26 protein-coding genes are annotated in these 23,978 nt (G+C 36.3%); 12 read left to right on the top strand and 14 right to left on the bottom strand.

The genetic code is table 11. The features are described 5' to 3' along the window. The first annotated feature begins 19 nt into the window (after positions 1-19). Positions 20-1,981, top strand: coding sequence for a translation factor GTPase family protein (locus U9R83_RS12165; RefSeq protein WP_328575247.1), 1,962 nt, complete (start codon positions 20-22; stop codon positions 1,979-1,981). A 116-nt stretch (positions 1,982-2,097) separates the two neighbouring features. Then, on the top strand, positions 2,098-2,409 hold the full coding sequence (locus U9R83_RS12160; RefSeq protein ID WP_115654000.1) for a hypothetical protein: 312 nt from the start codon (positions 2,098-2,100) through the stop codon (positions 2,407-2,409). Between the two features lie 58 nt (positions 2,410-2,467). On the opposite strand, the gene U9R83_RS12155 is transcribed toward U9R83_RS12160, so the two are convergent. Then, the gene (locus tag U9R83_RS12155) at positions 2,468-2,989 is read right to left on the bottom strand and encodes a hypothetical protein (RefSeq protein WP_014459972.1); all 522 of its coding nucleotides are present in this window, start codon (positions 2,987-2,989) and stop codon (positions 2,468-2,470) included. A 239-nt stretch (positions 2,990-3,228) separates the two neighbouring features. On the opposite strand from U9R83_RS12155, the gene U9R83_RS12150 reads away from it, so the two are divergent. The 3 genes from U9R83_RS12150 (at position 3,229) to U9R83_RS12140 (ending at position 6,621) form a co-directional block, all read left to right on the top strand. Further along, entirely contained in the window at positions 3,229-4,632 is a 1,404-nt protein-coding gene (locus tag U9R83_RS12150; RefSeq protein WP_182420549.1) for a glutamate decarboxylase, read from the top strand. 213 nt (positions 4,633-4,845) lie between these two features. Next, positions 4,846-5,859 carry a hypothetical protein gene (locus U9R83_RS12145; RefSeq protein WP_226556318.1) on the top strand — a complete coding sequence of 338 codons (1,014 nt, stop codon included), beginning with the start codon at positions 4,846-4,848 and terminating at the stop codon, positions 5,857-5,859. A gap of 111 nt (positions 5,860-5,970) precedes the next feature. Then, positions 5,971-6,621, top strand: a complete 651-nt coding sequence (locus U9R83_RS12140) for a hypothetical protein (RefSeq protein ID WP_226556317.1) — start codon at positions 5,971-5,973, stop codon at positions 6,619-6,621. Positions 6,622-6,668: 47 nt separating this feature from the next. Here U9R83_RS12140 and U9R83_RS12135 read toward each other — a convergent pair whose 3' ends face one another. Further along, positions 6,669-7,400, bottom strand: a complete 732-nt coding sequence (locus U9R83_RS12135) for a suppressor of fused domain protein (protein ID WP_014459977.1) — start codon at positions 7,398-7,400, stop codon at positions 6,669-6,671. 228 nt (positions 7,401-7,628) lie between these two features. Between U9R83_RS12135 and U9R83_RS12130 the strand changes: the two genes are divergently transcribed. From U9R83_RS12130 to mbcS, 5 genes are all read left to right on the top strand, one after another. Continuing rightward, a complete protein-coding gene (locus U9R83_RS12130) occupies positions 7,629-8,000 on the top strand; it encodes a DUF2750 domain-containing protein (protein ID WP_014459978.1) in 372 nt (123 codons plus the stop codon). 39 nt (positions 8,001-8,039) lie between these two features. Further along, complete coding sequence (locus U9R83_RS12125; RefSeq protein WP_014459979.1) at positions 8,040-8,858, top strand: hypothetical protein; 819 nt, start codon at positions 8,040-8,042, stop codon at positions 8,856-8,858. Positions 8,859-8,909: 51 nt separating this feature from the next. Then, positions 8,910-9,593: an immunity protein Imm33 domain-containing protein gene (locus U9R83_RS12120; RefSeq protein ID WP_328575246.1), complete on the top strand. Its 684-nt coding sequence runs from the start codon at positions 8,910-8,912 to the stop codon at positions 9,591-9,593. Between the two features lie 1,505 nt (positions 9,594-11,098). Then, complete coding sequence (locus tag U9R83_RS12115; protein WP_014459981.1) at positions 11,099-11,797, top strand: hypothetical protein; 699 nt, start codon at positions 11,099-11,101, stop codon at positions 11,795-11,797. 156 nt (positions 11,798-11,953) lie between these two features. Then, positions 11,954-13,534, top strand: a complete 1,581-nt coding sequence (mbcS, locus tag U9R83_RS12110; protein ID WP_208732280.1) for an acyl-CoA synthetase MbcS — start codon at positions 11,954-11,956, stop codon at positions 13,532-13,534. A 43-nt stretch (positions 13,535-13,577) separates the two neighbouring features. Here mbcS and U9R83_RS12105 read toward each other — a convergent pair whose 3' ends face one another. Then, entirely contained in the window at positions 13,578-14,540 is a 963-nt protein-coding gene (locus U9R83_RS12105; RefSeq protein WP_226556316.1) for a VanW family protein, read from the bottom strand. Between the two features lie 400 nt (positions 14,541-14,940). On the opposite strand from U9R83_RS12105, the gene U9R83_RS12100 reads away from it, so the two are divergent. Further along, positions 14,941-15,399 carry a MarR family winged helix-turn-helix transcriptional regulator gene (locus tag U9R83_RS12100; RefSeq protein WP_013057155.1) on the top strand — a complete coding sequence of 153 codons (459 nt, stop codon included), beginning with the start codon at positions 14,941-14,943 and terminating at the stop codon, positions 15,397-15,399. Positions 15,400-15,435: 36 nt separating this feature from the next. On the opposite strand, the gene U9R83_RS12095 is transcribed toward U9R83_RS12100, so the two are convergent. Beyond that, positions 15,436-16,947: a class I adenylate-forming enzyme family protein gene (locus U9R83_RS12095; protein ID WP_243549364.1), complete on the bottom strand. Its 1,512-nt coding sequence runs from the start codon at positions 16,945-16,947 to the stop codon at positions 15,436-15,438. Between the two features lie 411 nt (positions 16,948-17,358). Between U9R83_RS12095 and U9R83_RS12090 the strand changes: the two genes are divergently transcribed. Then, positions 17,359-18,003, top strand: a complete 645-nt coding sequence (locus tag U9R83_RS12090; protein ID WP_014459986.1) for an SDR family oxidoreductase — start codon at positions 17,359-17,361, stop codon at positions 18,001-18,003. Between the two features lie 36 nt (positions 18,004-18,039). Here U9R83_RS12090 and U9R83_RS12085 read toward each other — a convergent pair whose 3' ends face one another. From U9R83_RS12085 to U9R83_RS12040, 10 genes are all read right to left on the bottom strand, one after another. Continuing rightward, a complete protein-coding gene (locus tag U9R83_RS12085; protein ID WP_014459987.1) occupies positions 18,040-18,660 on the bottom strand; it encodes an NUDIX hydrolase in 621 nt (206 codons plus the stop codon). Positions 18,661-18,836: 176 nt separating this feature from the next. Further along, the gene (locus U9R83_RS12080) at positions 18,837-19,112 is read right to left on the bottom strand and encodes a hypothetical protein (protein WP_014459988.1); all 276 of its coding nucleotides are present in this window, start codon (positions 19,110-19,112) and stop codon (positions 18,837-18,839) included. A gap of 195 nt (positions 19,113-19,307) precedes the next feature. Next, on the bottom strand, positions 19,308-19,733 hold the full coding sequence (fabZ, locus tag U9R83_RS12075; RefSeq protein WP_208732283.1) for a 3-hydroxyacyl-ACP dehydratase FabZ: 426 nt from the start codon (positions 19,731-19,733) through the stop codon (positions 19,308-19,310). 18 nt (positions 19,734-19,751) lie between these two features. Next, positions 19,752-20,558, bottom strand: a complete 807-nt coding sequence (locus U9R83_RS12070; protein ID WP_115653987.1) for a cobalamin-binding protein — start codon at positions 20,556-20,558, stop codon at positions 19,752-19,754. Positions 20,559-20,658: 100 nt separating this feature from the next. Further along, a complete protein-coding gene (locus U9R83_RS12065; RefSeq protein ID WP_153252673.1) occupies positions 20,659-20,937 on the bottom strand; it encodes a hypothetical protein in 279 nt (92 codons plus the stop codon). 15 nt (positions 20,938-20,952) lie between these two features. Beyond that, a complete protein-coding gene (locus U9R83_RS12060; protein ID WP_013083262.1) occupies positions 20,953-21,138 on the bottom strand; it encodes a hypothetical protein in 186 nt (61 codons plus the stop codon). Positions 21,139-21,271: 133 nt separating this feature from the next. Then, the gene (locus U9R83_RS12055) at positions 21,272-21,487 is read right to left on the bottom strand and encodes a DUF378 domain-containing protein (protein ID WP_013057146.1); all 216 of its coding nucleotides are present in this window, start codon (positions 21,485-21,487) and stop codon (positions 21,272-21,274) included. Positions 21,488-21,623: 136 nt separating this feature from the next. Next, entirely contained in the window at positions 21,624-22,097 is a 474-nt protein-coding gene (locus tag U9R83_RS12050) for a DinB family protein (RefSeq protein ID WP_014459993.1), read from the bottom strand. Positions 22,098-22,528: 431 nt separating this feature from the next. After that, on the bottom strand, positions 22,529-23,344 hold the full coding sequence (locus tag U9R83_RS12045; protein ID WP_014459994.1) for a protein-glutamine gamma-glutamyltransferase: 816 nt from the start codon (positions 23,342-23,344) through the stop codon (positions 22,529-22,531). Between the two features lie 128 nt (positions 23,345-23,472). Further along, entirely contained in the window at positions 23,473-23,802 is a 330-nt protein-coding gene (locus U9R83_RS12040; protein ID WP_014459995.1) for a hypothetical protein, read from the bottom strand. Positions 23,803-23,978: the final 176 nt, after the last annotated feature.

The raw sequence follows: 23,978 nt of genomic DNA, 5'->3' as shown, positions 1-23,978 counted from the left end.
AGTAAGGTGGTATTTAACAATGAAACAATCTAACAAAACCATCGGCATCGTAGCGCATGTCGATGCAGGAAAGACAACGTTTTCCGAACAGCTTCTTTATCATACCAAAAGTATTAAACAGCGAGGAAGAGTTGACCACAAAGACTCCTTTCTTGATACCCATGCGATTGAAAAAGAACGAGGAATTACGGTATTTGCCGACCAAGGAACTTTTTCATATAACGGTTCTACTTACTATTTAATTGATACGCCGGGCCACGTCGATTTCTCACCTGAAATGGAACGTTCTATTCAAGTGATGGACTATGCGATTGTTATCTTAAGCGCAGTCGAGGGAGTGGAAGGGCATACAGAAACGGTTTGGCAGCTGCTTCAAAAACATCGTGTGCCCGTATTCTTTTTCATCAATAAAATCGATCGTGTAGGAGCAGATCCTGAACGTGTTATAAATGATATTAAACATAACTTAACCCCTGATGTTTTTGACATAACTTCAGAGCTTATAGACGGCTCGTTAAGTGAGGAACTTATTGAATTTACAGCTGAAAAAGATGAAGAACTTCTAAATGCATTTATGGAAGGCAAGAATGATCAAGCTTATTGGAAAGCGGCTATACAAAAGCTTATTCAAGCCAATCAGATTTTCCCGTGTGCTTGTGGCTCAGCTTTGCAAGACATCGGTATTGAAAGTTTTTTAGAAAAGCTCGATTTGCTAACAGAAACTCACTACTCGCAGGAAGAAGCATTTTCAGGGCGTGTATATAAAATTCGGCACGATGAAAACGGCATGCGCATCACGTTTATCAAAGCTCTAAGCGGGACACTGCAAGTGCGTGATGAAGTGGCTTATGAAAAAAACGGAGAGCTATACGAAGAAAAAATCACTCAAATTCGTGCTTATAACGGAAGCACATTCAAAAACGTAAATGAAGGTTCAGCCGGCGAACTTTTTGCAGTTACAGGATTGACTTCCGCATCCGTTGGAGACGGTCTTGGAACGTTAAAAGAAATCCGCTCCTATGAACTTTTGCCTACGTTAAAATCAAAAGTTGTTTTTGAGCCTTCTGTTCATCCAAAAGAAGGAATTAAACTTTTTCAACTATTAGATGCCGAAGATCCTTCTTTACATATGACGTGGGAAGAAAGGACTCAAGAGCTTCATATTCATGTGATGGGAGCTATTCAGCTTGAAGTTCTCGAAAAACTGATAAAGGAACGTTTTAATATAAACGTACAGTTTGAAGAACCAGAAATTTTGTACAAAGAATCCATTGAAAATACAGTGATGGGCTACGGACATTTTGAACCGTTGAAACACTATGCAGAAGTTCATTTGAAAATAGAAGCAGCGGAACGAAACAGCGGAATTACCTTTGAAAATGCTTGTCACACCGATGATTTATCTGTTGGGTATCAAAATCTAGTCCGTCAGCATATATTTGAAAAGCCGCATCACGGTTTGCTGACAGGTTCGCCTATTACTGATCTAAAAGTAACGTTATGTACTGGACGAGCTCACAACAAGCATACAAGCGGAGGTGATTTTAGAGAAGCAACGTACCGTGCACTGCGACAAGGATTAGAAAAAGCCAAAAATATTGTGCTAGAACCGTATTATGATTTCAAAATTAAAGTAGATATTGATCAAATGGGGCGGGTATTAGCTGATGTTCAAAGCGCACACGGCCGTTTTGATTCTCCTCAAACAACCGAAAACAAAGCGATTATTACAGGAAAAGTTCCTGTTGCTACTTTTATGAACTACGGTTCGACGTTAGCATCTTTTACGCACGGAAAAGGGTCGATGTCTCTATTATTCGGAGGGTATGAACACTGTCATAATGAAGAAGAAGTTATTGAACGAATCCGCTACAATAAAGATGCGGATTCAGAATACAGCTCATCGTCCGTCTTTTGCGCAAAAGGACAAGGCTATACGGTTTCTTGGAAAGAAGCAGAGGAAAAAATGCACTGTTTATAACAAGCACTGTAGCAATCGCTACAGTGCTTTCTTCAGCTGTTTTCTCCATACCTTTACAATAAAAACCACATTATAGTATAGTTTACTTATATTTCTATAAATGAGGTGATAGAAGCATGGATACTACTGTTAAAACAACTAAAAGCGGGATAATAGGTGGAATTCTCGGAGGAATTTCACTTTTATATGTCATTATTAATACTTTATTGATCCTTAACTTTTTTACAGGACTTATTGCGGCTGAAAAACTTCAAGGACTGCCTATTGTAGCTCCTATCTTTTTAGTTCCGCTCATGATTGTTCCTGCAATTATTGGTTTCTTTATAAAAAAAGACAAGCTCTGTCTATGGGCGATTATTTTAAATATCATCTTGTTTCTTGTACCAATTGGCTACCATGTCATCGGTACGTTAGTATTCGGTCCTTAATCAAAAAACGAACAAACTTCAATATAAAGTTTGTTCGTTTTTTTATATCACATAACCACTATTGAGCCGGAGCAGTAGCTGTACTGCTGTTTTCGTCTTTCACCATCATCCTTACGCCTTGTACAACCGCAATTCCTTCCCATTTATCAAGATCAGGTTCAAGAAATTCTAAAGCAAACGTGTGAGGACGTAATGACAGAAACGAAGAAAGTGTGCGGACTTGAATGACAGGGACACCGGAACACAAAACGTCGAATTTGCGATCTGTTATATTCCCCGTAATTTCGTATGTATCGCCATCGTTTCTGATATAAAGATACTTCTTTTTAAAAAAAGTGAATTTCCGCTGAATCACGCCAACTTCATTTCCGTGGTGATCTGAAATGATCAGCTTTGGCATAAGGGCAAACATTTTAGATTTACCTGTAAATACAATCTCTTCGTCCTTTAAAATCTCAAATTTATTAGCAATAGATAACTTATATGCGACATTTCCGATAACGTCTTGTGATTCATTATAAATAGGAGATTCGCCTAACTCGAAAAACTTATCTTGCAAGATAATCCCTTGTTTCTCCATTTAAAAAACCTCCTTTTACAATATATTACCATATTTTACACCTTTTGAGTTTGGTAAGACCATTTTCATGGGTATTATTAAATAAAGTTCGTCCTTACGTGCTACAGATAATGAAAAGAATGAAAATAGTCTTCAAAGCTCATAATGTGTAAAGGAGACCCTGCTTCTTATAGCACCAGGTAAACGTAAAGTAATTTTTAGATATTCAAAGTGCACCATACATAAGGAGATGATATTTTATGCCTCAATGGCATCCGCATCGTGAACAAAAAAATTTACCTGATGAATTTCCTGTTAATCCGCTTTTTTCTCGACAAGGAGAAGTGACAATTCCAAGGCTGCGTATTGGTGATCAAGGTATGCTTCCCGAAACAGCTTATCAAATCATTCATGATGAAATTGCTTTAGACGGAAATGCCCGCTTAAATTTAGCTACGTTTGTTACTACTTGGATGGAGCCTGATGCAAAGCGGTTGTACGGCGAGTCTTTTGATAAAAATATGGTTGATAAAGACGAGTATCCGCAGACAGCAGCTATTGAAGAGAGATGTGTACGTATTTTAGCGGACCTTTGGAATTCACCTAATCCTGATACAACGATGGGTGTTTCTACTACAGGTTCATCTGAAGCTTGTATGCTTGGTGGACTGGCGTTAAAAAGACGGTGGCAGAAACTGCGTAAAAGTAAAGGGCTATCAACAGACCGGCCGAACATTGTATTTAGTTCATCCGTTCAAGTGGTGTGGGAGAAGTTCGCAAACTATTGGGACGTAGAGCCTCGTTATGTGAACATTAATGCAGATCATCCTTATTTAGATCCAGAAGGCGTCATTAGTGCGGTTGACGAAAATACAATTGGTGTCGTACCGATTCTTGGAGTGACGTATACAGGAGTTTACGAACCAATTGCTGCTATTGCAAAAGCATTGGATGAGTTACAGGAAAAGACAGGATTAGATATTCCTATCCACGTAGACGCTGCTTCTGGAGGTTTTATCGCTCCGTTTCTTCAACCAGACCTTATCTGGGATTTCCGCTTGCCGCGAGTAAAGTCCATTAACGTATCGGGACACAAGTACGGTTTAGTCTACCCTGGTTTAGGGTGGGTGATTTGGAGAGAAAAAGAGGACTTGCCTGAAGATCTTATTTTCCGCGTTTCTTATTTAGGGGGCAACATGCCAACATTTGCGCTTAACTTCTCTAGACCAGGAGCACAAGTCCTTTTACAGTACTACAATTTCTTACGTTTAGGTAAAGAGGGCTATTATGCCGTGCAAAAAACCTCCCAAGAAAACGCGCTGTTTCTCAGCAAAGAAATTGGAGAAATGGAAGCATTCGAAATTATCGCCGATGGTTCAGATATCCCGGTTCTTGCTTGGAAACTAAAAGAAGGATACACGCCAAACTGGACTCTTTATGACTTGTCTAGACAATTACGCACGTATGGATGGCAAGTGCCTGCTTATCCACTCCCAGCAGACATGGAAGAAATCACAATCATGCGCATTGTTGTTAGAAATGGATTTTCAAGAGACCTTGCTCATTTATTTATGGTTAATTTCAAACAAGCCGTTGAATTTCTTAACTCATTGGATAGACCTGTTCTTAAAGACACGAAATACGACAATGGATTTCATCATTAACATCGATTACAAAAACACAAAGCCGTGTTATGAAAAATACATGGCTTTGTGTTTTTTATGCATAAAAAGATAATCTTTTCAAAAAAATACCATAAATTAAACAAGAAAATATTCTTATATTTTCTTAATTTTGGTATAATAACCCCTAAGGTTTTATAGTCCTTTAGAATTATATAAAACCTAAAAAAAGATAAAAAAAGGGGATAATAGTCTATGAAAATGTTGAAACTTGCTTTTGGTATTCCACTGTTAGCTATATTGCTAGCAGCCTGTAGCGAGGAGTCCAGTGAGACTGTATCGCAAAAAGAAGAGCCTACAGAGAAATCAACAGCGGTTCATACGAAAGAAAATGGCAATAAAACGGCTGTAAAAGAATCATCGCCGAATACATTACAAACAAAAGCATCAACCATTAAAAAAGCAGTTAATTCTAAAGAAGCTGATCGCGATTACTTATTAAACGTAATGAATGGTTATCAGTATATCCAAGTAGGTGACAATCAGTATATTTACTACGGGATTAATCAAGAGCAAAATGTTTTTTGTATGATGGAAGTTAATTTTGACGCCAGTGGTGATTATGTAGAAAACATCAATTTTGTTGATAATGCTTCAGAAGAACAAATTGCTTTGCTTCAAAACCAAATCCAAGAACAACAAAAGCAATTATCAGACCTTGAACAGCAACAAATGGAAAAAGAATTAGATGATTACTACGCGCAGCTAGAAGATGACCGACAAAAAGAAGAAGAGGCGCAGGCCAAGGCTGATGCAGAAGCTGAAGCTCAGGCAGAAGCAGATCGCAAAGCGGAAGAAGAACGTTTAGCAGAAGAAGAGAAGAAACAGCAGGAGGAAGAGGAAGCTCAGGCAAAAGCGGATGAGGAAGAAGCTGATGCTGAAGCTTCTTTAGAAGATGAGGTGCAAACAGAATCGGAATCAGAGCAAGAAGAAGATACAGAAGCCCTTGAGGAAGAGGAACCAGCCGAACAAACAGTTTCCCAAGAGCAAGCTATCCAGCTAGTTCGTGACCAACAAGGCATATCTGAAGATTCACCTTTCTTTGTAGCATATGATCACCTTGACGACTCAGGAAACTATATTATCCATGTTTATGAAAATGTTGTGGATAATGAAGAAACAGGAGAAGAACATACAGCTACACAAGGTTGGTATCAAGTAAGTCCTAGTGATGGGTCCATTACTGATGTTACGCTAGATGGTTACTAAATAAAAAGTCTTTATTAAAAGAAGCGTTCCTAACTAAAAGGGAGTTGCTTCTTTTTTAAGGTATAATTTTATAGAATATATTTCTAAATTATGCAAAAAAGGAGAAATCAGATGAAAAAACGTTATATATTCGCACTACTTGCTCTCTTTCTACTCACGACCGCTTGCCAAAATCCCTCTCCACCTGTGGATAAAACGAGCGGACTAAGTAAAAAAGAGGCTCGCGAGTTAGGAAATCACCTTGAACTTGTGAAAGTGGATGTATCGATTGTTACGGATAAACGTTTAGTTGGTTCAACCATTATCACAGAAGGAAAAGACAAAGGAAAAGAGCTCGTGCCTACTAGTTTATATTACGAAATCGACTTAAAAAACACAGGTAAAAAACGCGTTGGGAAAGAACATCCGGACAAAGGAATTGAAATGGAAATTCAGCCTCATATACCATTAAAAAATGCACTAGAAGAGAGCGTTGGCTTCAATGTATTTAATCCTGATGATAATCAAGATAGGTCTGGACTGGGATATGGTTTTTCTTCTCCTAGCATTCTCGAATATAATGAACAAGGAAATTTTACTTTGAATTATGATTTAGGGTTTAAAGGTTCAACTAATAAAGAGCAAGCTTCTCCTTTGAAAGCATCTGACCAACAGTTAAAAAAGCTAGAACTACAACTTTTAGATGGAGTTTTAGTTGTCAAGCAAGAAAAACAGGTGTTAGCCAAATTTGATATGAAAACTAAAAAGAGAATTGAAAAATAATAAACAAGGGTAACATGGTAAAAGCCTACTTAACTAAGTAGGCTTTTTTAGAACCACATTTTTTTACATACGTTTTTACGATGAATGTCATATATTTGGCTGATGCCGTGTTTATCAAATTTATCAAGTAGCTTATCAGTTCCACGCTTCATTTTATAGTTCATTTCACTTTCGTAAAGAGGAAGTACATTATAGAACTCAACATCTTTTCCTTCACGGATATGAACTCTCCAGGCTTCTTCTTCAGTTAGTGGAGGGAGTAAAAGAGAAGCACAAAGCTTTGTGTTAGAGCTAAATGGTTTGATTGGGTTGTCATTTTGAATCGTGTGACCAAACCCTACCCATGTATCCAATTCATGCGGGAAGCGAGCTAAAAACTTTAAATTTTCAATTGGCCAATATATTTCTTCTTGCTTAAATCCTTCTTCTGAAAGGTCCCATTCAGGTGGTAAAAAACAAAGGAGTTCAGTATAGCGACCACCTTCGACTTCTGGCGGAGTGTTCATTGCCTTATCACTCATTCCTTGAGTAATGAGCGTATGGTAAGGACGTTCTTCACTAGGTGCAATATGATAGACATCTACATGTACAAGATGAGACATAATTTCATGATAGACCATGTAAATAGGTCCAAAATAACGTTCAATATGAGCTTCCATAATCTCTCTTGCTTCTTCGTCTATATCGACATTTGGATCAAAATCCTTACCTGAACCTTTATGAGTGAACAAAACATCCCCTGATTCTGTGTATTCATATTTATCTTCATTGTTTGACATGCTTTTAATTCCTTTCTATCTAGTAATTAGATAAATCAGCTATTTTAAAAGGTAAATTATCTATTTAGGTGATAACTTATGATAGACTTATATTACCATAATCACCCAAATAAAGTTAGTTAGGCTTATTTAGTTAAAGCAGGCGGGGGAGTGAAAGCAGAGATTAATTAAAACCATTAGGGATATTTTATTGCATAAAAACATACCAAGAAAACGAGGAGATTAGCAATGGAACTTGATCTAACTGCAAATTCGAAGAGACGCTACGCAAATTTTGTTAAAAGAGTTTCAGAAAGCACTGTGGTCTGGGGGTTAAAAAGTGAAGATGGCTGGTGCGTATGTGAATCGAATGAATATGAAGAGACAGTCGTTATGCTTTTTTGGTCGAATGAAGCATATGCAAATCAATGTGCAGTAGAAGAATGGTCACATTATAAATCAACATCTATACCGTTGGAGGAATTTATGAATAATTGGCTATACGGAATGAATGACGACGATTTGTTAGTTGGTGTTAACTGGAATGCCAAGTTAATTGGGTTAGAAGTCGAGCCGTATGATTTATTGAAAGAATTAGAAGACTTGTTAGAAAAACAGTAGATTTACTTTTCTTTTTTATAATATAAGGGGTGACCAAGTTTGAACATTGAAGCGGCGACTATTTTTAGTATTGAACCTGATGACACTTATTTAACTATTATTGATGCAGATTATAGAGATGAATATGGACTGGTCTTAGTTCAAAAACGCCATAATAAATTCGAACTGTCTGTAAACGGTACTACACTTTATCCACGTTTAAAAATAAACTATCCTTTTGTCAGATGGATTGATCATAAGCATTTTTTGATAATGAATCCCAGAACCAAGGGAGAAAAGCACAATTTGTTTATTATGAATATTGAGGGAGAAGTCATGCGGTCATTCTATTGTGGAAATGCTGTACAAGACATAGCTGTTAATAAAGAAGGAATATGGTGCAGCTATTTTGACGAAGGCGTTTTTGGTGAAGGGATATCAACAGAAGGGTTAGTATTATTTGATCATACAGGTTTACCAACTTTTCAATATCACTCTCATTTACCAGATGCTCCGTCCATTGAAGATTGTTATGCAATTTGCAGAGGTGAAAATACAACACTTTGGTTATATCCATATACAGATTTTGAGTTAATTCAAGTAAATCCCGAGAAAAATTCCTTCATTTCACATCAAACTCCTGAAACGTTACATGGATCACAAGCGATAAGTATTAGAGGAAAATATAGTTATTTTTACAGCCCATACAACAAGGGAGGAACTTTATACAGTTGGAAAACAGGAGAGAGCAGTGTTAAAAAAATAGGTAAGTTAAGCGGAACCCTTAGAGGGCTAGATGCAAGGCAAAATGCTCATTTTATAGGGATTGAGGAAAAGAACATAAAAGTTTACACCATCATGAACCCGAAAGAGTATTAAAACATAAATAAAGTATTTTAAATTATATAATTCAAAGAGGTAATGTATTTTATGAAAAGTTGGTTCAAAAAATATTCTAGTAATAAAAAACATGAGGATAGCAATCCATATTGGCAATTAGATAATATTTATGAAAGAAACAAAGAATCTCCTTATACATTTTACAAGCCAAGCAAAGCGGTGACGGATAAATTAAAAGCGGGAGACCTAGTGAAGTTAATTTTCTTTAGTGATTCAGATCAAGCTGGTTACAAAGGAGAAAGAATGTGGGTGGAAATTACGGATAGAAACAAAGAGAACTTTGTTGGAAAGCTTGATAATGAACCTTATCATTTAAAGAGCTTAAAACTTGGTCAAACCCTGCATTTCGATACTGAACATATTTGTGATACTGAATATGAAGACGATGATGCTGCAAAGATGGACTATTACTTTGATACCCTCGTAACAGTTAGCAATGATGTTTTAGAAAGAAACGAGTTTAATTTTTTGTTAAAAGATAAACCAAACGAACCGAATGATTCAGGATGGGGTATCTTTAGCGGACACGAAGAAGATGAGTTCAACAGTAATACAGATAATTTTCAAATTGTAGCTCTAGGAGTCGTTTTAAATGTTGATGACTCAATTTTAGCTTTTATAAATGAATCACCGCTATGTGCTTACGAAAGAAATGAGTTTGGGCAATTTGATAAAATTCATGACTACGATTGGGAAACATACCTTAGTGAGTGAAGCCTTGAAACTAGTAACTTGAAAAGTTTGTATGACAAGCGGATGGAGGGGAAGAAGTTATTCTTTTTCCTTTTTTTTGCGCTTCTACATTAAATCAACTACTATCACACTGATTCATAGCTACTGTAAACTTGTGATGCAAAATTGTAAAGTTCTAGGATAAACCATAAGGAAATTACTTAATTACATATAAAATGATACGTACTGGCGTATTCAGGCAATTGCGATTAAGTGAGCGGCCATTTTAACCATTTCTAAGATATAATCCATAGCTTGTACATAATTTAATTCATTTGACTTAAAGTTCGTCATTTAGGCGATTTTTAAGAGTTCTGTTTACAGCCAGCAAATTAAACTTATAAAAGCAAAAACTAGCTGACTTGAAAGAGAACTTACACACTTTAAGGAAAAAGTAAAAGATGATAGGTATTCTAAGGATCTAAGAGTAAGGGAGACCTCAATGATTTTATTTCTTTTTCTAGTTTACATAATATATATTCTAGGAACCAATAGATAAAACACAAATTCTGTCTCATTTATAAAGTATACTTATGATAGTGAGACAGAATTTAAAAAATGAGATAAGGTTTATATTTATATCAATCGACTCACTAAACTAATTATCAACAAGATTTGTTCTAATTGAACAATTGTAGATATGATTTTATAGAAATACATATGAATTTCACCAGTTTATTTTCAGGATTGATCAGTTCGATTGATGTTTAGATTATATTTAGAGAGTTTGAAAAATGAATGAGTTTACTTATAGAAATTAAGTTTTACACTCATTCGTTTTTTCTCATCGTATTCTCAATGAACGCTTTGCAAAACGATGAAATCTGTTTGCATTTAATATCTTAAGGATTTATTTGCTACTGAACGTATATTTTTCATTTAGTACATATGTTTGCATTAAATGGATTTTTATTCATTGACGAAAGTAAAAACCTCGTATTTTCTGTAATAAAATACACTTGTTAGTATTTTTATTCTATAAGATTCTATGTTAAAATTACAACAACCCCCTTTCCTATCAGCTTTTTAGTGATTTTAGTTGTAGTTTCCTTTTTCATCGGGTATAATATTAAACAAATAGATGACGGTATAAATTGGATGTCATTATCCAGTTTTAAAGGAGCGATACTCATGAACATTACAATTTATTATGGAAATCATGAAGATAAAACAATTCATACAATGGATTGTCACGTAGATATCGATTTAGATGATGAAGATATGGTAGCTTTAACAGAAGCTCGTTAATGAATATATAAAAGGCTGTGGATGTTTTTCATCTGCAGCCTTTTATTTTTTTGCTCACCCTCTTCTTTTCCATCTTTTAATGACCGCTACGTTTTAAGATCATTAGCTACTTTTATTATAAAATTTCAAATTCTCCGTTAACTTCTCTTTACTTTTCGACACATTTTTTGTATCATTAGATAAGAACATATGTTCGATTTATTTTTTATCGTATTGATGATCACAAGGAGTGTTTTTGAATGACGGTACGAAAAAGAAAAAGAAAGAAGCTCCCTCCTACCCTATCCAATACAGGCTTTATTGGAGCAACGTTTGCTGATACAGATGAATTAGCACGCAACGAATATCACTTTCCTCGTAAACAAATGAAAATTACCCATCATGTCTTAGATGCCTTGCTTCAAGGGGCAACGCACTTATTTCAACAGCATAAAGTTGAAGCCGCTATCTCATGCGTGTATCTGCCTAAGTACAAAAAGATCGGTTTGGTTCTTTCTAAACAGCCTTTTGGCCGCGATGAAGGCATTGGGTATTTTATTAATTACTTAAAGGAAATCGGACATATTGAATGGGATGAAAAAACGAAAGACTACGAAATACATAATACGAGTTTTATCGGCGTGGTATTTGCAGATCTAGAAAAAATTGCTAAGTTCACCTTCGACTTTGAGTTAGAATTACTGTCAAAGTTCGTCAAGGACTTAATTATTCCCGCTAAAGAGCTATTCTTGCAGCATAATGTAAAAGCGTATCTCTCAGGCGTTGAAAATGAAGATCAGCATAAAGTAGGGTTTGTTTTATCGATTAAGCCTTATGATGAACGTAAGGAAGCAGACTTATATTTTGTGGAGTATTTAAAAGAACGTGGTTTATACGAAGAGGACGAGTCTGAAGAAGAGCTAGTACCTATTCATACAAAATGGAGCTTATTTAAATAACATACGTTATACCCGCTGTCGTAATAAGACAAGCGGGTCTTTTTTTGCTTTTTTACTAAAACCCAAAACAAATTAGTAGCAAGTACTAATAGTTAGTAATATAATAATAGTAATGATAAAAAATCATTGATATCTATAATATAAGGAGTCGTTTTTATGATTCAACTAAAAGATTTAGTTCCAAGTGAACATTACAACTTAACAGAGGAAATTGAAAAACATGCATCCGATCAGCTTGCGCTAAAGTGGCAGGACGATGACGGTGTGCGTGAAGAAATTACATATAACCAGCTGTTAGCAAAAGCAAACAAAGTAGCAAACGGGCTAACGGATCTAGGCTTAACAAAAGGTGATCACGTGTTGGTTATCGCACCTCGCCTTATTGAATCGTATGCTATTTACTTAGCATGCTTAAAAGCAGGTATTATTGTAATTCCTTCTTCAGAACTATTACGCGCAAAAGATATCCAATATCGTTTACATCACGCTGAAGCAAAAGCGATTATTTCTTACCATCCTTTCTGCAATGAGATCGATAAGATTGAAAACTTCCCTACTTCTCTACAACATAAAATTACATTTGGTGCTGATGTTACGTCGTGGACGCGCTTAGAGTCACTTACAGCGGATGCATCAGAACAGTTCCAAGCAGCTAAAACAACTAAGGATGATACGGCATTCCTTCCTTATACATCTGGTACAACAGGACAGCCAAAAGGCGTTGTTCATACTCATGGATGGGCTTATGCTCACCTTCGTATCGCTGCTGCTGAATGGTTAGATATTAAAAAAGGCGATACGGTCTGGGCAACAGCAGGTCCTGGTTGGCAAAAATGGATTTGGACTCCGTTTTTATCTGTACTTGGACAAGGTGCAACGGGCATTATCTATAACGGACGTTTTGAACCTAAAAAGTTTTTAGAAATTTTACAGGATGAAAAAGTAAACGTACTGTGCTGCACGCCAACAGAGTATCGCTTTATGGCTAAAATTGATGAGCTTGAACGTTTTGACTTGTCTCACCTTCATAGCGCTGTCTCTGCCGGAGAACCGCTAAACGAAGAAGTGATTAATGTGTTTAAAAAATATTTTAATATCCAAGTTCGTGATGGATACGGCCAAACGGAGAATACTCTTTTAATCGGTACCTTAAAAGGTGTAAAAACGAAGATTGGTTCAATGGGTAAACCGATGCTTGAAGGGTTTGTAGAAATCATTAATGAAGACGGCGAGCCTTGTAAGCCTGGAGAAGTTGGAGACATTGCCGTTCGTAGAGACCTCCCTTCTCTTTTCAAGCACTACTATAAAGACATGGAGCGCACTGAGAAAACGTATAAAGGAAACTACTATTTAACAGGCGACCGCGCTTCTAAAGATGAAGATAACTATTACTGGTTCCAAGGACGCGGAGATGATATCATTATCAGTTCCGGCTATACAATTGGGCCATTTGAAGTTGAAGATGCATTAATTAAGCATCCAGCGGTGAAAGAATGTGCCGTTATAGCTAGCCCAGATGCTGATCGCGGCCATGTTGTAAAAGCGTATGTGGTTCTTGTCGATCATGCAAAAACAACAGATGCAGGGTTTATTAAAGAGCTGCAAAATCACGTAAAGACTTTAACTGCACCTTACAAATATCCTCGCGTAATTGAATTTATTGATGAATTGCCAAAAACTAATTCAGGTAAAATTCGACGTGTGGAACTTCGTGAACGCGAGCAACAAAAAGCATAATAAATGAAAAAAAGACGTATCTGTTAGGATACGTCTTTTTTTATTAGATAGCACGCTGTGAAGTACGAACATCTACCGTTAAAATACCGGTATTTACGTTTGCATATGCTTTAATGATGACAGGGTAATCTTTGTTGTTTGTGAACTTAAAATCAGGTCCTCCCCACGATACGGTTGCATCTCTTCCTGCAGGTACATAACCTACATGTTTTGAATGGTGAGACCTAGCTGTCACTTGAAGACCAGCGCCGTCAATCGCATTAAATAGCGTAGAAGATGTTTGGCAGATTCCTCCGCCAATTCCCATCACCAGCTGTTTGTTGATAATTTCAGGAGCAGGCTGATAGCCTCTTTCTGCTGTGCGCTCCCCAACTGTTTGATTATAAGAAAATGAATCTCCTGGACCTAATACAACGTTATTAATTGCTTCTGCTGATAGCTGAACATTTCTGTTTCGACTTGTATCACTTGGACGAAAACGTGTAGAATACGAAGCTAGCGATACATCAGCGATCCCTTGAGCAGACGCTGCCGTTACATTTGGAGCGGTTTCGTAAACCGGAACCTTCACATCCAATTGTTTCGTATTTAAGTTCTGCAGATTTTCAACAAGCTCTGCTTCTTTTAAAATGATTTGTTTGGACCCGCCGGTTAACGATCCATTTGCATCCATTTTTATGTTTTGCATAGGCGTATCGATCCCTTTTGCCAGCTCAGACGCTAATTGCTTAATTTCTTGGTCGTATACGTCTTTATCCTTGTAATGAACCGGCTTGAATTCTTTCATTACTTGTCCTGTGCGGGAATCTTTCAACTGATACGTCAGGTCTTCGATTTTAAGGACTGGTTTTTTCTTTTTCTCAGTCTTTTTTTCTGCTTTTTTCGCTGCTTGTTTTTGTTCTATCGCGGCTGTTTGCTTTGCAGAATGATTGGTATACATGCTGTACGCAATAAACGCACTAACAATTGTCGCGCCAAGCAAAAGCGCCCCTAAGACTTTCTTCATGTAATTGAATCCCCCCATATCTCGGCTTTACCTCAATATGTTTTTTCTATAAAAATATGTATACATTCATTTTATACAAACATCTTATAAAAGACGATATGTCAAAGTGAATAATCACCATTTTTTATATTTTTTTCTTTGTTCAACACATGAGGTAAAGCGGAATGATGTTCATAGACCCCATTTTTTCTTATGAACTCAATAGAAAACAAATGCTGTATGCGTTTCCTATTATTACTATTCTTATATATAATAGCACGAAAACAAGGATTTTTTAACGAATTATGGTAATTATTTTAAAATTTTTCTGACAATTTTCGCGGTGTTGTTCATTTTTCTATGGGCATTATACATGGTATAATGGTAAAAATGGAATTTGTTTTATGAGGAGGATTTACGCTTGACTGAACGTTATAGCAAAGAAGAGATTAGTCATCAGCTAGAAAGTATAGATCATGTAAAAGAAGCTCTTTTAAAATATAAAAACACCGTAATCGGTGAGAAATATGATTTGCTTCCCTACCATTTAACTTCAACAAAAGAGGCAATCTTAAAGACGATTCACGATAAAAAAAGCTGTATTGTTAGCGATATCACAAAAGTACTTGGGCTCTCACCTGGTGCTATCACCATTGTATTAAATCAATTAGAAGATGATGAGCTTGTGAATCGTATATATAAAAAGCAAAACCGCCGAAGTGTGTGGGTAGAGTTGACGGAAAAAGGCGAAAAAGTTGTCGAAATATTGCAAGCTACTCGTGTCGATTTTTGGTCAGATTTACTTTCACACTTATCAGAAGAAGAAAGAGATCAATACTTTCACATTATGAAAAAAATATCTCAAAAATTACAGCAATAAATATAAAAAAAGCGGCTATAAAGGCCGCTTTTTTTATTATGCGTGTGCTAAGGCTTGTCTTTTCACTTCGTTTTTCAAAACTTTTCCTACGCTGTTTTTAGGAAGTGATGAAACAAATACAACAGTTGGCACTTTATATGGTGCTAATCGTTCTTTACAGAAGTTCACTACATCTTCTTCAGTTAAAGCAGATACTTCTTGTTTAACAACAAATGCATATGGAACTTCGCCGTACACATCATCAGGCATGCCGACAACTGTCGATTCTAACACACCATCTGCTGCTAGGACAACTTCTTCTACTTGATCTGGGTAGATATTGTCTCCTCCATATACAATTACATCTTTATAGCGTCCTTCAATGTAAAGAAATCCGTCTTCATCTAATCGACCTGCATCGCCCATCGCTAACCAGCCATCTTGTAAGACAGCGTTTGTTGCTTCTTCGTTTTGCCAGTAGCCTTTAAATAGATAAGGGCTTCGTACAAGTACTTCACCTTTTTCTCCAGTTGGAACTTCTTGACGTGTTTCGGGATTTACAATTTTAACTTCCACATGTGGAGCAGGTTTTCCAGCAGAGCTTACTTTCTTCCATCCCATTTGAGGATGCCATGAACTGATAATCCAAGCTTCTGTGCTTCCGTATCCTTGAGCTAAAATCATACCGTTACGGTCATATTGTTCGATTAAAGACTCTGATACTTTTGTTCCGCCTGACACAGCAAGTTTTAGAGGGAAATCATAGTGATCTCCTTTTTCAAGCTCTTCTACGATGTATTTTAATGCTGGTGGTAGTGCAAACAGCATTTTAATGTTTTCTTTTTCGATTACCTCAATTACTTTAGCTGGATCTGTTTCTTCAGAACATACCATTGTGTTTCCTGTGTTAATGCACATAAATAAAATGCTCATCGAACTCATGTGGAAGAATGGATGAACAAATAAATAGCGCATGCTTTTATCAATATTTGCACGTTCTTCCTGTCCACCAGAGTTTAAAAAGGCACTTACCGATCCGTGTGCAATCATACATCCTTTTGATTTACCTGTTGTACCTGATGTAAACATCATTAATGCTAAATCTTCAGGAAGTACTTCAGGAAGTGCTTCTGGTGTGTTTATGTTATACGCTGAGAATTGAGTTGTAAATTCTTTTGCATCCTCAATTTTTAACGTAAAGCTAAGTCCAGCCGTTTGTTCCGCTTTTTCTAATACAGACGTAAATTCATTATGGTGGATAATCGCTTTTAACTGTCCGCTTGTAATAATGCTATCAAGCTCATAAGGTGTCATGCTCTTACTTAATGGAACAACGACTGCTCCCACTTGTAAAATCCCCATTGTAACGACTGGGTAAGCAATACTTGTATGAGCTAAAATACCAATACGATCTCCTTTTTGAATTCCTTTCTCTAAGAAGTAATGAGACAATTGATTTACTTTTTCATGAAATTCATTAAATGTATAACGTTCATTATGTTCAACTAGTGCTTCATGTTGAGGAGAAATCTCTGCACGTTCTGCGACTAAGTATTGTAATGTGTTCATTTTATCCTCTCCTTTGTCCGCTCGGACTAAATATTTCGTTCGTGAATATTTTAATGACTAAAACATAATAACAAAAAATTTTTCCGAAGTAAAAGTTTAAAATTATCAAAATGCGTTTATATAGGTTGTATCGGGAAATGTTAAAAGAGATACTGTTTTTAAGAAATGTTGTATTACCAAGGGTTTGATAAAATTTTACAAAATTTAAATAGTTCAGACACTGGGTTTAACGAACTATTTTTTTCCTTTTTTTGTTTGTAAATTAGTTTTTATTTCTTGTTTTTCATTTTTTTAATATATTTTCTTACTTTCCCCTTATTCACCGGATTTTGAGCTCATTTATTGAATGAAAACGGTGAATATGAAACAATAATATATAAGTATTTGGATTTGAAAGGAGCAAATTTAGACATGAAAGTTCTTGTAATTGGTGCGAATGGTCAAGTAGGCAAACATATTGTAAACATTTTGAATGAAAGTGATGTGCACACTGTACGTGCGATGGTTCGTAAAGAAGAACAAGCAAAAGAACTTGAGGCAAGAGGTATCGAAACGGCTTTTGCAAGCTTAGAAGGCACTGTGCATGAAATTAAGGAAGTGATGAAAGGCTGTGACGCCGTTATCTTTAGCGCAGGATCAGGCGGAAATACAGGCCATGATAAGACACTTTTAATTGATTTAGACGGTGCGGTAAAAGCGATGGAAGCTGCAGAAGATTTAGGGATTAAACGATTTGTGATGGTAAGCGCACTTCAAGCACATCACCGTGAAAACTGGAATACTTCACTAATTCCTTACTATGTAGCCAAACATTATGCAGATAAAATCTTAGAAGCAAGCGGATTAACATATACAATTGTTCGACCAGGCGGATTGTTAAATGAACCAGGAACAGGACGTGTAGATGCTGGGGAGAACAAAGAGCGTGGGTCCATTCCTCGTGAAGATGTCGCGCGTGTTGTAGTGGAAACGTTAAGTGAAGATCATACATTCGGACGTTCTTTTGATTTAGTTTCAGGTGATACGCCCATCACAGAAGCTATTCAATCTATTTAATATAATAAAAAGCAGCGAATGCGTATTCGCTGCTTTTTATTTATCATTTAATACATGTATTAAATGATAAATCACTTTTGCTGTCAGTCCCCATATAACTCTATCTTCATAGTAATAAAAATGTTCTTCCATCTCTCTTGTTTGCCAATTATAATTTTCACCGCCAATAATCGCGTCATAAGGAAAATTATGTTCGGGTTCTACTCTGAAATGAATATTGTGTATATCAGGTTCGGTACGCTGAAAAAAAGAAAGAGGCACGGTAAATACTTCTGCTACTTCCGAAGGATTCGGTCGAAGTTCAAGCGACTCATCAATGAAACCTACATAAGGATAAATGATTGTTCCAAATTGAGAAACAATATAATCTAAAGCTTGTACTTGCTGGATAGATTTGGGCGTAATCCCTAACTCTTCAGAGGTTTCACGGATAGCCGTTTCTTTTTCGTCTGCATCCGTCTTTTCAACACGCCCTCCTGGAAAACAAATTTCTCCGGGCTGTCTACGTAAATCGAGCGCTCTTACTTCAAATAAAACATGTAGTTCCCCTTGTTTTTCAATAAGCGGAACAAGAATGCCGAAGCGGGAGAACTGCTCCATCCCAAGGATTGTCGGCATCCGTTTTTCTAACTTAGCTATAATGCGGGATGCATCCATACGTCCACTTCCTTTCACAAAATGAATTATCAAAAGAATAGCGAGTTATAAGCTGCGATGTCAACTAACCTGCAAAAGAAAGCTGTTATCTTTATTATATGAAGAGATGTATCGAATTGACACTACAATTGATAAAAATATATAACATGAATATAAATAAAAACAGATAGCACAGGCTACCTGTCTTTTTGTCTTGTTTTTAACAAACCATAAATAAGTAGAAAGAATGCCACCACACTGATAAGCAATCCTCCTACTTGCTTATCAGTGAGTCCAAAACGAAGCTGAAGCCAAAAGATAACCAAGCAAATCAAAATGACGCTGGTAGCTAAATAAAAGTAAATGCTGTAGAAAAACGGATTCGTTCTTTTCCGTTTGTAGACAAGTAGTGAGATGCCTATATACGTACCCAATAGTGTGAGTAATACAACAACTTCCGTTAATGTTCTCACTGCATTCTCCCCTCTCCCTTTTTTCTTCTATACCCCGTTTCTTCTTTTATCAAAAGGTAAAAAGGTATTCATAAAAAACCGCTCTTACGACATAAGGCGGTTTTCTCGATACGCTTTATCTTGAATTATTTGCTTTTTTACATTGGTCGTTTTCCTGTTGCTAACATCAGCTGTTTTTTTACAAAGGTGTTTGTACTATACATCAAGAGCAAAGGTAATGACCGCTTCACAAGCTAATTCCCTGCCTACAAATGCTTTTCCTTTTCCTTTTACAATCTTTCCGCGCTGCTTAAGAATCTCAAATTCTAAGCGAAGTGTATCTCCTGGCCTTACTTGACGCTTAAAGCGGCATTCATCTATCCCTGCCAAAAAAGCAAGTCTTCCTTTTTGTTGGTCATCCGCAACCATAGCAAATCCACCAAGCTGAGCAAGAGCCTCGACAATAAGTACCCCTGGCATCACCATATAGTCCGGAAAGTGACCTTGGAAAAAAGGTTCATTTGCTGTTACTTGTTTAATTCCTACAGCAAGCTTTCCTTCTTCTTGCTCTAAGATGCGATCAACAAGTAAAAAAGGATAGCGGTGCTGAAGGGTATGTTTTATTTGTTTTATATCTTTCATATGTATCGCTCCTTTTTCTTATAATAAGGGGTCCTTTCCGTCAAATGCAGGAAACGTATCTGGATGAAGAAGCGGTGCGAGTTTTTTTAACCCTAACAGCAACCTAGGTGAAGGACGACAATACAGCCATTCTTCTAGTACATATACACGATGTTCTTTTATGGCAGACATGTCAGACCAGTTCGGTCTCTTGTGTAAAATCGTTGGATTCACTTTGTTTGTCTGTACGCCCACCCAAGCCAAACACACATGAAGTGGATTTCGTTTGAGCACTTCTTCCCAATCACTCTGTACATTTGCTTCTTTATGATCAGCAAATATATTTTCTCCTCCCGCTAACTCACTAATTTCAGTCAGCCAATTTGCTTTGCCAGGAGTAAAGACAGGTTTTGGCCACCATTCCCAGTATACAGTGGCTTTTTCGTCAATTTGATTTGCAATCCCTTTATATGTAGAAAGAAACTGATCATAACGCTTTAACAGTTCAGCTGCTTTTGTTTCAATGTTTAATCGCTGACCTAAATCCTGTAGATTTTGACGGATATCTTCTAGCGAATTAGGATTATATACGACGTAAGGAAGCTTTCGTTTTTTTAGTTCTTCAATATTTCGCTCCATTCCAGGAACGCTTAGTGATGCTAGGACTAAATCTGGTTTAGCTTCTTCCACCGCATCCATATTAATAGATAAATCGGGACCTAAACGCGGCAGACCTCCAATAGACTGCGGCCAATCGGAATAATCATCTATTGCTACGAGCAAATGCTCACATTTTAAATACGCTATTAGTTCTGTATTGCTTGGACAAAGCGAAACAATTCGCATAGTTTCCCTCCTGCATTCATTTCTTTTTTTCTATTATACAATAGATCCAAATATAAAAAGCAGAGACTTTCACTGAAGTCCCTGCTTGTGGTGCTCTCTTTTATCCGCCCATCGCGTGATAAAAGAAGTAAAAAAAACCTAAACAGCCAAGTGAACTAATGCTTGTAGTTAAAATGCCGATTGAAAGCAACACCTGTCCGTCTTTTTTTTGTTTGTATCGCAGCATATAATAAAAAGCTAAACAGGTGCCAAGAAGTAAATAAATAGCCCATATGTACGGTAGATTCTGTAGCTGAAAGATGTATCCTTGATTAAATAATAAACAGTAAATAAAAAAAAGATTTACGATAAAAAATATAGGAAGTACACTTTTCTTCATCTATTAAACCCTCTTCTATTCTTTATTTTCTGCTATAGTTGCTCTGTTTTGATTTCTCAGCTCATCCCGTATTTCACGTAAATATTGATTTCTCTCTTTCATTCGCTTTAACACTATAACGATAACAGCTATAATACCAGCAATGATTCCTATATAAAGAACTCCAAACACTAAGATAGGTACTACACCCCAAAGCTCCATCTCATCCCTCCTTTTTTTTGGTTATTACCTTATTTTACCGTATTTTGTAAGGATGTCACGTCTTTTATCCATGAAAAAGGGAGTTTGAATATACATTCAAACTCCCTAAAGAGATAATAAAAAATAATATTTATTATAGCGCTTTGCTTTTGACACTTGCTCCTGTTCCGAAGAACTTATCAAAAATTTGATAAAGAGCAGACAGACCAACTAACCAATAAATCGTTGTTACTAACCAATCCCAAGAGCCAAATAGCTCTTCTACTACATTCACGCCTAATGCTACAGCTAACCAATTTAAACCGCCTAAAATCACAAGAAGAGTCGTTAAACCTGAAAGAAATTTCACGTTGTCACCTCCTTGCGAACTGCATTAGGAAAAGCAGCTCATGTTACATCTTATGCGCTGTGTAGATCAGTATATGCATAGGCGCTATGTAAAATAGTTATAAAGAATATGTGATTTATTCTTTTTTATTTCCTTATTATTGTGCAGCTGCAGCTTTCCCAATTTGCTTAATCGTTTCTACATGCATCGCTTCATGATAGAAGCTGAATAAAAACGTTTCGCCAACTGTTGTAAAGTTGATACCCGCTTTATTTGTAAAAGGTGTGATTAACTGCTTATCAAACTGCCCGGGCATGAACTCTTTAATACGATGTGCTTGATCTTTCAACACATTCGCAATTTCTTCAAGAGAAGGAGCAGCCTCCGTCCAATCGGCAGGTTTTGTTCCTGCGCCGAAAAAGCTTTCATAACTCTCTGGCGTTTGCATCGGTTCACCAGCTAAGCCAAACACAAGTTTTTCTTGAATAAAGGCAATGTGTCCGAGATTCCAGCGGATATTGTTATTGAATCCTTTTGGTGTGATGTCCGCTACCTCTTCTGTTGTTTTTTCGAGGATACTAATCGTAATCCCTCTTACAACGTCCATATGTTTTAAAATCATGTTTTCCATCGTCTAATCTCTCCTTACGTTGTCGTATTAGATAAACTATTCAATGTCTATTGTGCACAAATTAATCTTTAAATGCCACTCATAACATTTAAACCTTAAAATAAAAGAAAATTCAAAAGAAAATCCCCCTATATAAAAACTAGGGGGATGTTTTAAGCAGAAGACTTTAAATTTGAGACAGGTCCTTTGTTTGGCTTCGGTTTTAGTTGACCAAGCTTATTTTTCAGATAATCTTTTAATGCGCCGCGTTTTCTCTTGCGTCTTTTATCACGATTTTTAATAGTAATCTCCTCCTTTCCTTTTAGTTTTAAGACCTGCGTATTAAATGGATTCTGCTTTTATACATAAAATCCTTTTGAATTCTCAAATTTACCTTCATGTAATTCTTTCCTTTTTATAAAAAAAGACCAAAGTAATAATACTTTGATCATTCAAGCTACATACGTAATCGATCCAATAGTGGAAATAATAGCGCTGTTTCTGTCGTACCAAACAACAGGTTCGTATCTAACCGCAAAATAACTGAGGTGAGCGGTCTGAAGCCTCACAATTTCATCTGACAGGTAAGCCGAGCGTTTTGGATCGTCTTTTCGCTTTAAATTTAACACTTCAATAATTCTTTCACGCGTCGTAATCCCAATTCCATGACCAAAATATAAAGTCTCATCTAATACAATGGTATTTTCACCTTTCCACTGAGGAGTATCAGGATTATAGTCAGGGTTTTTAAAGTATGCACAGTCTCCGGGCAAGTAGTCAGATCCTTTATAACCATGGAGCTCAAGATCTTCATCGTATTGCCAATCGTGTAAGTAAAGGTCAGCAAAAAGCCGGTTAAAGTTTGCTTTTCCAATATTATTTAATACCGCTTTATAAAAGATGATGATAACAGCCGTCGCGCATTCAAATGCATATTCGTGTCCGTTGTAGAAAATATCATCGATGGCCTGATGAGGAGAAACGGTAGGAAGTAGCTGAAATCCTCCATCATCGGTTCGTTTCCAATACTTTTCGTTACATCTAGAACGTGCAAATGTAGCAAACCTGGCGCCGCTTTTACGCAATAATACAGATGATTCAATGATTTGCAATTTAACAGATACATCAAAATCAAGATGGTCAAATGTAGCATACTCATACACTTCCCTATAGGCATCCATTTGTTTTAAAATGTCTGCTTTTTCTTTTGTTAACGAACTATTATTTAAATCGCTTATTTTCACAATTTGTTGATTAACTTTAATCATAGACGTTCTCTCCTTTACAGAAAATGATATCAATCACCTTCTCTAACAGGATATTGATAAAAAATTATTTTGTGTATCTTCATTTATTTAAAATCGTGAAGATTAGAAAAAACGATAAAAAAAGTAAGTTAACCGCTAATCTTTTCATTTGTTCCTTTTTGTCCTTTTGTAACCTTTTTAAATATAAAGCGAGCAACTAACACGTACAGTGGTAACACAATAATGACGGCAATAACATTTAAAATCCAAGGTATTGTCCCCATAAAAACATTTGAAGATGCTTTATCATACCAGCTCACAATCAGTAGTAAAAAGACCACGCTGGATATAAAAGTACTTATATATCCCTTCTTATAGTTGGTACTTCTCACAGCAATAACAAAGCCAATTACCAAGGAAATGCCTGCTGCAATTAAGACAAAAATCAAAAATAAGTTTGCTACCTTTTGAACGTCCATTACTTCCCTCTTTCTTATAAAATTTTCACTCCAGAATCTTCGTTACGTCACTTATAAAAGAAAGTAAATTTAAGTAATTTGAACTCCCTAAAACAATTAACCCCCTTTTCTAGATACAATTCCTACAGTTAAAATTAAAGTCATACCTACAACATATAGTGCTATAAAAGTATAAA

It is taken from the genome of Priestia sp. LL-8 (assembly GCF_036227845.1).
Lineage (GTDB): Bacteria > Bacillota > Bacilli > Bacillales > Bacillaceae_H > Priestia > Priestia zanthoxyli.
This window is presented reverse-complemented; position numbering and strand designations above follow the sequence as displayed.